The 8441-nt window shown below is 34.1% G+C and carries 8 protein-coding genes; all 8 read left to right on the top strand.

Annotated elements, in window-relative coordinates:
• Window positions 1–1102, top strand: a 1102-nt coding sequence (locus KKC53_02560; protein MBU2598050.1) for a thiolase family protein, incomplete at its 5' end; no start/stop codon positions are given.
• Between the two features lie 84 nt (window positions 1103–1186).
• The gene (locus KKC53_02555; GenBank protein ID MBU2598049.1) at window positions 1187–2044 is read left to right on the top strand and encodes a 3-hydroxyacyl-CoA dehydrogenase family protein; all 858 of its coding nucleotides are present in this window, start codon (window positions 1187–1189) and stop codon (window positions 2042–2044) included.
• A 49-nt stretch (window positions 2045–2093) separates the two neighbouring features.
• Entirely contained in the window at window positions 2094–2873 is a 780-nt protein-coding gene (locus tag KKC53_02550) for an enoyl-CoA hydratase/isomerase family protein (protein ID MBU2598048.1), read from the top strand.
• A gap of 178 nt (window positions 2874–3051) precedes the next feature.
• Complete coding sequence (locus tag KKC53_02545; protein ID MBU2598047.1) at window positions 3052–4200, top strand: acyl-CoA dehydrogenase; 1149 nt, start codon at window positions 3052–3054, stop codon at window positions 4198–4200.
• 44 nt (window positions 4201–4244) lie between these two features.
• Window positions 4245–5030: an electron transfer flavoprotein subunit beta/FixA family protein gene (locus tag KKC53_02540; protein MBU2598046.1), complete on the top strand. Its 786-nt coding sequence runs from the start codon at window positions 4245–4247 to the stop codon at window positions 5028–5030.
• Window positions 5031–5045: 15 nt separating this feature from the next.
• Window positions 5046–6254 carry an electron transfer flavoprotein subunit alpha gene (locus KKC53_02535; GenBank protein ID MBU2598045.1) on the top strand — a complete coding sequence of 403 codons (1209 nt, stop codon included), beginning with the start codon at window positions 5046–5048 and terminating at the stop codon, window positions 6252–6254.
• 51 nt (window positions 6255–6305) lie between these two features.
• Window positions 6306–7523, top strand: a complete 1218-nt coding sequence (locus KKC53_02530) for a trypsin-like peptidase domain-containing protein (protein MBU2598044.1) — start codon at window positions 6306–6308, stop codon at window positions 7521–7523.
• A gap of 156 nt (window positions 7524–7679) precedes the next feature.
• Window positions 7680–8312, top strand: coding sequence for a sigma-70 family RNA polymerase sigma factor (locus KKC53_02525; GenBank protein ID MBU2598043.1), 633 nt, complete (start codon window positions 7680–7682; stop codon window positions 8310–8312).
• The last annotated feature ends 129 nt before the right edge of the window (window positions 8313–8441 follow it).

The raw sequence follows: 8441 nt of genomic DNA, 5'->3' as shown, positions 1-8441 counted from the left end.
TGCTGATTTAGCAAAGGTTGTTATAAAGAAGGCAATGGATAGGTCCAGTGTTAAGGGTGAGGAAATAGATGATGTTATCTTGGGTTGTGTATTACAAAGGAGTGATGAACCAAATGTTGGAAGAGTAGCTGCACTGAAAGCAGGAATTCCAGTTGAGGTTCCGGGATATACAGTGAATAGATTATGTGCTTCAGGTCTTCAAGCTGTTGTTAATGGAGCACAAGTAATTAAACTTAATGAAGCGGATATTATTGTTGCAGGTGGTGTTGAAAATATGAGTGCAGCTCCATATGTTCTAAGGGGAGCAAGATGGGGCTATAGATTAAGACATGGTGAAGTTACCGATACTCTTTGGGAGGGTTTAACTGATCCTATAAGAAGCATAATAATGGGAGAGACTGCTGAAAATTTAGCAGAAAAATACAAAATAACAAGGGAAGAACAGGATGAATATGCAGCAAGAAGCCAGATGAGAGCAACAAGAGCAATAGTAGAGGGAAAATTCAAGGAGGAGATAGTTCCATTAATAGTTCCTCAAACAAGGGGAGAGCCTATTAAATTTGATAAAGATGAGTTTCCAAGGGCAGGTATATCAAAAGAAAAACTTGCTCTTTATCCTACTGTTTTCAAAAAAGGGGGAACTGTTACCCCAGGTAACTCCTGTGGGATAAATGATGGAGCTGCTGCTCTAATAGTAATGGGACAGGATGTTGCTAAAAAAAGAAAAATAGAACCTATGGCTAAAATTTTGTCCTATGCTGTAGCAGCAGTGGATCCAGCTATTATGGGAATTGGTCCAGTTTATGCTATTCCTAAAGCATTGAAGAAAGCTGGGCTTGAGTTAAAAGATATGGATTTGATTGAACTAAATGAAGCTTTTGCAGCCCAGGTATTAGCAGTAGATAGAGAGCTTCACTTTGACCATGATAAATTGAATGTAAATGGTGGAGCAATAGCTTTGGGTCACCCTGTGGGATGTAGTGGAGCAAGAATATTAGTGACACTACTTTATGCAATGAAAAACAGAAATTCAAAATACGGACTAGCAGCATTATGTGTAGGTGGTGGTCAGGGAATAGCAATGGTAGTAGAGAGAATGTAAACTTTATTTAAAACTTTAAAAATTTTAAAACTTTATAATTATGACTATTCTTATTAAGAAATTCTTGAAAAGGAGAATTGTGAAATGTACGTTTATAAAATAGGTATTTGCGGAGCAGGAACTATGGGAGCAGAGATAGCTGAGGTAGCTGCTTATTCAGGTCTTCCTGTAATAATAAGGGACATTAAGCAGGAATTTGTAGACGTTGGTATTAAGAAAGCTGATGACATTCTAAGAAAAAGAGTTGATAAGGGTAAGATGTCCCAGGAAATGAAAGATCAGATTATGAGCAATATAACTGGTACTTTAAAGTTAGAGGACCTAAAAGATGTTGATGTAATTATTGAGGCTATTCCAGAGGATATTGATTTAAAAATAAATCTATTTAAGGAATTAAATGAAATTTGTGAACCTCACACAATTTTTGCTTCAAACACATCGGCTCTATCAATATCAAAAATGGCAAGAGGTTCTGGCAGACCAGAAAAATTTATAGGTATGCACTTTTTCTTTCCAGCACATATTATGAAATTGGTGGAAGTTATACCAGGTATTGAGACATCTCAAGATACAATAGATACAGTAGTTGAACTTGCAGAAAGATTAAGGAAATTACCTGTTAAAGTAAAAGAGATACCTGGATTTTTGGTAAACAGAATACTTCTTCCAATGCTGATAGAAGCCTGTAAATGCCTTGATGAAGGAGTTGCATCAGCAAAGGATATAGATTTGGCAATGCAAGCAGGAGCAGGAATGCCAATGGGTCCATTCACTCTTGCAGATAATTTAGGATTAGATGTTGTTTTGAATGTTGCTGACTATATGGCTAAACAGTATGGAAACCCAAACTTTAACCCCCCATATCTTCTAAGAAAAATGGTAGTAGCAGGACATCTTGGTATAAAAACAGGAAAAGGATTTTACGATTATAGTAAAATGTAAAAAAATTTGAAAAAAGAAAAAAATTAAGTTAAATATGGAGGTCAAAATTATGGAAAGAGAATTTGTTAATTACACTATTGAAGATAAAGTAGCAACTTTGGTAATTGATCGTCCCCCAGTAAATGCTTTAAATAGCAAAACTATGGAAGAATTAGGTGGAGTATTAGATGAGCTAAAAAAAGATCAAAATGTAGGAGCGATTGTTATAACAGGTGGTGGAAAGTATGCTTTCATTGCTGGTGCTGATGTAAAAGAAATGCCAAAACTCACTCCTGAATTAGCAAAGGAAATGTCGTCAAAGGGTCAAGCAATTTTAACGAAAATGGAGAAAATGGGAAAACCAGTTATTACTGCTATAAATGGACTTGCTCTTGGAGGAGGATTAGAACTGGCTATGGCTACTGATATAAGGATAATATCTGATAGAGCTCGGGTAGGTCAACCTGAAATAAATTTAGGTCTGTTTCCTGGATGGGGTGGTACACAGAGACTTACCAGGATTGTTGGTTTGGCAAAAGCAAAAGAGATGATTTTTACTGGAGATATGATAAGTGCTCAGGAAGCTATGAGAATTGGATTGGTTAACAGAGTAGTTCCGGATGGTGAAGAATTAAAAACAGCTAAAGATATAGCAAAAAAGATTATTAGTAAGGCACCAATTGCGGTAGCTAAATCTAAGAAAGCTATAGGGGAGGGAATCCAGGTATCATTAGAGGAAGGATTAAAAATAGAATCAGAATTATTTGGTGAGGTTTGTGGAACAGAAGACATGAAGGAAGGTGTAGCTGCATTTATAGAAAAAAGGCAACCTAAATTTAAAGGAAAGTAATTATCAATTTCTGTAAAAATATCAAGTAGATTTATTTGTTAAAGTAAACTAAAGTTACACAAAAAGAATATTATTTTTTAAAAAAGAGTTGTAAAAATTTTATTATTAAAAACATCAAAAATTAAACAATACTAATAATTTATAAAAATCTGACAACTTCATTAGAGAGGAGATGCAGATGGATTATTCTATTCCAAAAGAACTTGAGCTGTTATGTAAAACAGTAAGAGAGTTTGCTGAAAAAGAAATAGCTCCTGTAGTTGAAGATATGGACAGGGAGGGAAAATTTCCTCATGAGAATATAAAGAAAATGGCAAAGCTGGGGTTTATGGGATTGCCTATTCCAAAAAAATATGGTGGTGCTGGTGCAGGAATGTTAGGATACTGTATCGCTGCTGAGGAGATTGGGAAAGTATGTAGCTCACATGGTACTATTTTAGGTGCACATACATCACTATGTTGCATGCCTATTGAAATGTTTGGAACAGAGGAACAAAAACAGAAATATTTAACCCCACTTGCAAAAGGGGAAAAAATAGGAGCCTTCGCATTAACCGAGCCCAATGCTGGTTCAGATGCAGCTGCTATAGAAACTACAGCTGTAAGAGATGGTAATTATTATATATTAAATGGTACTAAAATATGGATAACTAATGGGGATATAGCAGATGTTGTTATAGTTTTAACTGTTACAGATAAAGCACTTGGAGCTCGAGGTGGGGTAACAGCTTTTATAGTTGAGAAAGGTACCCCAGGATTTTCTATAGGAACGTTAGAAGATAAAATGGGAATTAGAGGTTCAAGTACTGCTGAGTTAATATTTGAAGATTGTAATGTGCCCAAGGAGAATGTTTTAGGTGATGTGGGAGCAGGCTTTATTGTATTTATGAAGGGGCTTGACTGTGGAAGGTTAGCATTGGCAGCTGGATGTGTCGGTGGAGCTCAGGCTTGTTTAGATGCATCAATAAAATTTGCCACAGATAGGGTTCAATTTGGAAAGCCTATATGGGAAAATCAAGCAATACAATGGATGATTGCTGATATGGCAACAGAAATATATGCAGCTAGACAGATGGTTTATCATGCAGTTTGGTTAAAGGAGAATGATCAGAGATTCACCAAGGAGTCAGCAATGTGCAAGCTGTTTGCATCGGAGGTTCTTGGCAGAGCTATTGATATAGCACTTCAAATACATGGTGGTATGGGTTATATGAAGAAGTTCCCTATTGAGAGAATGTACAGAGATGCAAGGGTAGCAAGAATTTATGAAGGAACCAATGAAATCCAAAAACTTGTAATAGCCAATATGATTAGAAGAGAAATATGAAAGAGTTAAAAATTCTAATGATTATAATTTATTGGGGGTAAAATATGAAATTTATTGTTTGTATTAAACAAGTTCCTGATACAACAAATGTCAAAATTGATAAGAGAACAGGTAGACTTATGAGGGAAGGAATTCCAAGCATTATAAATCCTGAGGATAAAAATGCTTTAGAAGTAGCATTAAGATTAAAAGAAGAATTTGGTGGTGAAGTTATAGTTATTTCTATGGGACCTCCGCAAGCAGATGAAGCTTTAAGAGAAGCAATAGCTATTGGTGCTGATAGAGCAATACTTCTAACTGATAGGGCTTTTGCTGGAGCTGATACAATGGCTACAGCATACTCCCTGGGATCTGCTATCAAGAAAATTGGAAAGTATGATTTAGTTCTGTGTGGAAGACAGGCGATAGATGGAGATACTGCACAGGTAGGACCACAATTAGCAGAGTTTCTATCAATTCCTCAAATAACCTATGTTTTAGAGGTGAATATTGAAGATAATAAGATAATCGTAATTCAAGAACTTGAGGATAAAAGAGTAAGATGGGAAGCAAACTTACCTGCTCTTTTAACTGTAACTGCAGAGGCAAATAAACCCAGATACCCTTCAGCATATAGGATTATGAGTGCATATAGGGAGAAAGAGGTTGAAATATGGGAAAAGAAAGATATGGATGTTGATGAAAAGAGAATAGGAATGGATGGTTCACCTACTTCAGTTAAAAGAATCTTTTCTCCGGAACCGAAAGGTAAAGGTGAAATTATCAGGGATGAACCTAAAAAAGCTGCTGAGATTTTATTTAATCGACTAAGAGCAAAGAATATATTATAGATTGGGGGTAAATATATGGCAATTTATATAAATAGAGATTTATGTTCTGGATGTGGACTTTGTGTAGAGATATGTCCTTTTAATGGAGTTAAGCTTGATGACGAAAATATTGCAGTACTACTTGATGCTTGTAATGAGTGTGGAGCTTGTGTTGATGAATGTCCTGTAGAAGCAATATCTATTGAAGTAATAGAAGAGGGTGTTATTGATATAAGTAAATATTCTGGTGTATGGACTTTTGCTGAGCAAAGAGATGGAAAATTAACTAGAGTTGCAAAGCAATTGGTTGGAAAAGCGTGTCAAATCGCTGATATTTTAGGAGTCAGAGTTGAATCGATACTTTTAGGTCATAAAATTGCAGAATTAGCTCAAGAATTGATTCAATGTGGAGCTGATAATGTCTACTTAATAGATAATCCATTGTTGGAGAATTATCAAACAGATTTATATACAAAAGCAATTTATGACCTTACTATGGAAAAAAAACCTGAAATATTCATCTTTGGAGCAACACACATGGGAAGGGATTTAGCTCCAAGACTTGCTCAAAGAATACAGACCGGACTAACGGCAGATTGTACAGAACTCACCATAGATGAGACTGAACGACATCTTCTACAAACAAGACCAGCATTTGGTGGAAATATTATGGCTACTATCACATGCAAAAATCATAGACCACAAATGGCAACAGTAAGGCCAGGTGTATTTAGAGAACCTGAAAAAGATTTATCAAGAGAAGGAAATGTCATCAATATAAAGCCAAATATTTTAGAATCTGATATTCTTTCTCATTTTGTTAAATACTTAAAGTTGGAGAAGAAAATAGTTAAACTTGAGGAAGCGGAAGTAATAGTGTCAGGTGGAAGAGGATTGAAAGGGCCTGAAAACTTTCCACTTATTCAAGAACTTGCTGACTTGTTAGGTGGTGAAGTTGGAGCATCAAGAGCAGCAGTTGATGCAGGATGGATATCAAAAGACCACCAGGTAGGTCAGACTGGTAAAACTGTATCTCCAAAACTTTATATTGCTTGTGGCATCTCAGGAGCTATTCAACATAGAGCTGGTATGCAGGCATCAGAAACAATTGTAGCTATAAATAAAGATCCAGACGCTCCTATATTCAAGATTGCAGATTTTGGTATAGTAGGAGATTTATTTAAAGTTATTCCTGAGCTTATTTCAATATTTAAAGCTAAAAAAGAGAAGGAAATGGTGGTATAAAAAATACTTTGCTTTTAACTTTGAAATGCATTTTTAAGAGGTGTTAAAGAAATGGATGACAACAATTACATAAAATACAACAGATCTTCAAACTTTTTAAGAGGATGTTTAATAGTTTTAATTGTGATTTCAATATTAATTATTGGAGTTGGAGCTATATTTGGAACAGTATATTTAAGAAAATTACAAATTACCTCTCCTACTGAAGAAAGAATAGAAAAGACTGCAGAAAAGCAAGAAACTATAAAAGAAAAGGAAATTACCAAAGAAGAAACCTCAAAAGAACAAGAAATAGTTAAAAGTGAAGCTATGTTAGTAAATCCTGTTACAGAAGTAGCAAAGAAAGTTCAACCGAGTGTGGTAAATATTACTGTTGAAGTAATTGAATATGATATTTTTGGTCGTGAAGGTCTAGTTCCTGCTGTTGGCAGTGGGGTAATTTTTTCAGAAGATGGCTATATATTAACCAATGCTCATGTTGTTGAAGAAGCAGAAAAAGAAAATATTAAGGTGACTTTTTTTGATGGTAAAACAGAAAAGGCAAAATTAGTAGGAATGGAACCACGTGCTGATATTGCTGTTATAAAAGTGGATAAGAAAAATTTAAAGGCAGCTGAGTTTATATCTGTAAGAGATATAGAAGTAGGAGATTTAGCAGTTGCAATTGGAAGTCCATTTGGATTTCAGCAGACTGTTACTTCAGGAATAGTCAGTGCACTTGGAAGAGAAATACCTCAATTAATAGGTGGTGAGGAATATAAGGTAGTAGTTGATTTAATTCAGACAGATGCTGCTATAAATATGGGAAATAGTGGTGGTGCTTTAGCCAATATAGAGGGTAAAGTAATGGGAATTAATACACTGATAATAAGTCCTAATCAGATGTATGGTTTAATGCCTACATCAGTTGGATTAGGTTTTGCTATTCCAAGTGATATAGCTACAAATATTGCAAATCAAATAATAAAATATGGCAAATCCAGAATACCAATAATAGGTATAAAAATGGGAGATTCAACAGATCCAGATGTTCCTGGGGTATTCGTTGTACAGGTATTTGAAGACTTACCTGCTGAAAAAGCTGGAATAAAAGTTGGAGATATTATTACTAAGTGTAACAATATAGTATTAAGAACACAGCTCGATTTAATAGCAGAAATAGTCAAATATAATGTTGGTGATAAAGTAGAATTAGAAATATATAGATATGGTAAAAAATTTACAACAAAAGTCGAATTAGTGGATGCTCCTCCAGGATATGGAAGATAATAATTCTTATTTTGAAAAACTATTAATAGATTTATTTTTTGATCCTCTATCAGATAATGATAAAGGATTTTGTTATAATTATAATTATAACAACTTTTAAAATCTTTGAGATTAAAAAGAAAATTTTCTTTAAGTTAATAAAAAAGACTAATAAGAATGAAGAAGATGGATGTTTCAGAAAACGAATCAACTAAGAATATATTTATAGAAAGATATCATAATTTAAGCGACCAATTTCTAATAGCTCGTGCAAGAAAAGGTGATAATCTTGCATTTGAAGCAATAGTAAATAGATACAAAAATAAGGTATTTACCTCCGCTTTTTATATAATGGGAAATAGTCATGATGCTTCAGATGCTGCGCAGGAGGTGTTCCTAAAGATTTACAAATCCCTTCATAAGTTTGGTGGTAGGTCAAAATTTTCAACATGGTTATTTAGGCTAACTACCAATACCTGTATCGATCTTATAAGAAAGAGAAAAAGGTATACTTCTAAAACTAAAGAATTAGATTTAGAGTATGATAAGGATTTTTCAAAAAGCGCCAGGTATAAAGAACTATCATCTGTTGAGAGGGAATTTTTAAAAAAGGAAGATGGAAGGAAGATAATTGAAAATATTATTTCATTACCACAAAAATATAGAGTTCCAATAGTATTGAGAGATATTTATGGATACTCATACAAAGAAATAGCAAAATTATTAAAACAGCCTTTAGGAACTCTAAAATGTAACATATTCAGAGGTCGCAGAATCTTAAGAGATATTATCTTCAAAGAAATAAAATAAAAAATATTGATAATATAAAATTATTGACATTGAGCATATTTAGTAGTATTTTTAAAACTACAATTAAATATTAAGCATTCAAGAAGTCTTAAAAGTTAAGAGGGAAATCGGTGAAAATCCGATATGGTC

The sequence above is a fragment of the Actinomycetota bacterium genome, from assembly GCA_018830725.1.
Classification (GTDB): Bacteria; Actinomycetota; Humimicrobiia; order JAHJRV01; family JAHJRV01; genus JAHJRV01.
The sequence above is the reverse complement of the archived record's forward strand: the minus strand, read 5'-3'. Positions and strand labels throughout refer to the sequence as shown.